This window comes from Pseudomonas sp. NPDC089758, assembly GCF_044748705.1.
GTDB lineage: Bacteria > Pseudomonadota > Gammaproteobacteria > Pseudomonadales > Pseudomonadaceae > Aquipseudomonas > Aquipseudomonas putida_X.
The window spans coordinates 1-3,029 of sequence record NZ_JBIVGN010000037.1; the positions used below are offsets into that span (position 1 = coordinate 1).

3 protein-coding genes are annotated in these 3,029 nt (G+C 51.2%); all 3 read right to left on the bottom strand.

Annotation, left to right across the window (positions count from 1 at the left end; all coding sequences use genetic code 11):
- Nucleotides 1-38: 38 nt before the first annotated feature.
- Nucleotides 39-839 (bottom strand): hypothetical protein, encoded by an 801-nt coding sequence (locus tag ACIPZH_RS25705; protein ID WP_400630412.1) that lies wholly within the window; start codon nucleotides 837-839, stop codon nucleotides 39-41.
- A gap of 52 nt (nucleotides 840-891) precedes the next feature.
- Nucleotides 892-1,881, bottom strand: a complete 990-nt coding sequence (locus ACIPZH_RS25710; RefSeq protein ID WP_400638347.1) for a DUF2515 family protein — start codon at nucleotides 1,879-1,881, stop codon at nucleotides 892-894.
- A partial coding sequence (locus ACIPZH_RS25715) for a DUF2345 domain-containing protein (RefSeq protein ID WP_400638348.1) occupies nucleotides 1,878-3,029 on the bottom strand: 1,152 nt, incomplete at its 5' end. The genes ACIPZH_RS25710 and ACIPZH_RS25715, both read right to left, overlap by 4 nt.

Below are 3,029 nucleotides of genomic sequence, written 5' to 3' on the forward strand. Positions count from 1 at the left end.
CATGACAAGGGGTCTCCTGAGTGGGACTGAAAAATGGGTTATTCCAGGGCCTTGATGGGCGGGTCCTGGTAGTTTTCATCGATGGCGATGCCCATTTTTTTCAGGCGTGCTTCGGTTTGGGCGCGTTCTTGGGCCATACGGTTGAGCTCGGCGGGCACAAGTGCCTTCCAATTGGCACGATTCTTTTCACCTTCAACGAAGCTCTTATAGAATTCGGTTTCCGATTCAAATGTTAGAGTGAAAAGGTAAGATCCTCTTGTCAGAGGTGCAATTTCACTGCTTTGACGTTGCACTTGAAGTGATAGATAAGTGCCGTTTTTGTAAAAATACCAACTGCTAAACATAGGCATCGCTAACCATTTTTCCTTGGTTAGCTTTAAGCTGGGATCATTCCATGGTCCTGTTTCGACAGGCGCGCCAAAAATAGATCTAACGCTGTCAAACTTCTGCGCTTGGCTGCCAGGAATTCTTGCTTCGTCTGGAAAGATATACCGCCGCCAACCTGACTCGTGCAGTTTGTCAATCTGTCGGTAAAAATAGTCAATGGCCTCAGTATGTTCAGACTCTGGCTCAACGCCACCCAGGGTAATGTTGGCCTTGTCGATATTGTCTCCATCAAACGTTCTGAGGGTAGTGCTAACAATGTCGTTAAATCCCAAGCTGCCAGTTGTTGATGTGACTTCAAGTTCTGCACGCAAGGGTTCGCTGAATGCGAGCGAAAACTCGTATAAACAAAGGCGGCGCATACAGTCTTTTTGAAAGATTGCTGTGGATGAAGATAGTGCGTTGGTGATGGAAGTATCAATTTCAAATTTGATGCTGGGTTTTTTCATGTTCATGCTTGAGTCTCCGCAAGCTGCGAGGGTAAGGCTTAGCAAGCAAATAATTATTTTAAACATGCTCGCTCCAGCTTGAAATTGTCCGAATATTTTCTTCCATGTAGTCTGTTTCTGTTGTCATCAGATCATGATATCTATTGGCGATCTTGGTGATGAATTCCATCCTGTCATTCTGGTTGTGCAACTTTCCCTTAGTCATCACGATGTCGTAATCTGGGTTGTCCGTCTCGCATAGCGTACTCATGGCAGCGAGGCGACGAGGTACGCCCATGTGACCTTCCATAAAAGCTTGCGAGTCTAATAGTTTTTGGAAACCCCAACTTTCATAGATCAGGGGTTGGAGGATCTCAATTTGCTCATGTCGTGCAATGGCCATAAGTGACTTCAGTTGGATGTTCTGCCTTTTTTTGCCTGGCAGCAACTTCTCAATTTCTGGAATAAAAGAAAATCCTTCAATGAGATCATCTGTTTTTTGCAGAAGGTTGATTTTAGGAAGTGCATCATCAATCCATGGGAGTTCTCGGAATGATATTTTAAAGTTGCATGTATAATCATCCCACTTTCTTGCTGAAAGTGCGCTGGCGAATTCACTAGGGAAGTTAATATAAAACCAATGCCATACGAAGATGTCCTGGAATAACCAAAAATTACCTTCACCCAAATACTCTTTCGTGGTGTCAAATAAAGGTACAGGTAACTTGGCGTATCGCCACTTACTGTTGCTGGCGTAATCAAGCGCACACATGACCTGTTTGCTGGCGAACGCAGCGAGCCCGGTCCAATAAAATCGGCCTTTTAACTCGGGCTTTCCGTTTCGCTCTAGTTCAAGATAAATTTTGGCATAATTGCCGGCTATCCGTTCAGCGCGTGTGCTGAAATCCTTGACCAATTGATAGCGTGCAGTCTCTTTGAATTCGATTCGGGTTTTTACCGAAAGCCGCCGGACCGCCTCCTGTTGGCCGAGTGTCCATAGTTCCTTGTAATTGACCCCTGGGTCGTTTGTTGAGCACGTTTGCTCATTGAATCTAAAGTCTTGTTTCATGGTTTGGTTCTCGGTACATACTTGTCAGCACCTGCCGGCACCACCAACTCATCGGGTACGAGCCTCATCTTGGCCGTGTCGGGTTTGTCGCTGAAAAGGCGGGGTGTCATACCTTCTTGGTCGGTGAAGTAAACCCGCTTGCCTTTGCCAGGAATGTCGAACTCGACAGCCACATTTTCAAGCGGTACACCGAAACTGGTCGTCAACCTGTTCTGCTCGTCATACATGCCTGAGTCAGGACCGGTGGGGAACTCCTTGAACGAGTGCTCCATGCTGGCCGGCCCATCCAACGTTTTCTTTGCTCCCTTGATGTCGATGGTCCCCGGTGCATGCACCTCAATATTGCTGCCTTTGATACGGATATAGGCACCGCCACTGGTAAGCAGAATCTCCTTCTGCGCCGACATCTCGATCAACTGCTCCAACGACGTGAGCTTCACGTTCTGCAACGCGGTCAGCTCCATCGCATCACTTTGCGCCTCCAGCTCCACCTTGCCCTTGGCCGCAAACAACTTGGCCCCTGCGTTCTGCGCAAACAGGCTGATGCTCTGCACCACACTGGCCAGCAGCGATTTGCCGCTGGCGATGCTGACATCCTCGCCGGTACTGATGGTCAGGTGCTTGCCGCTGTGCAGGTGGGTGTTCTGCGGGGTTGCGGTGGCGATGTCGGCCGGGGAAGAAGCGATCAGCAGCGGCTTCTGATAACCCGGGGTCTTGCCGCGGCCACCGTTGCGGATCGCCCAGGCGGTATCGCCGCCGTTGCGCTGCTGTTCGCTCGGGCCTTGGCTCGGGCTGCTGTTGTCATTGCCGTAGGTGACGTCGGCATCGGCGTTGAGCTGGGTCAGGCTGTCCAAGCCAGCTTGCAGGGCGTCGGCGTTGTGCTGTTTGGCGGTGTCGGAGAGGGTTTTGAGCCGCTGCTCGCTGTTCTGCAACTGCTGCTGGGCTTCGCTGACGTCGAGCTGCGCGCCTTCGGCGTTGCTGCGTTTCCAGGTGCTCAGGTACAGGCCTTGCTGGGCGCGCAGGGCGCCGTAGGCGTCGGTGCGCAGTTCGAAGCCGGTGCCGCGCAGGCCACCGCGGTTGTTGCCGCGCTGGTCGATCAGGTAGCCGAGGTTGAGCTGGGTATGGCCGTGGCTGCTGTGGATCTGCGT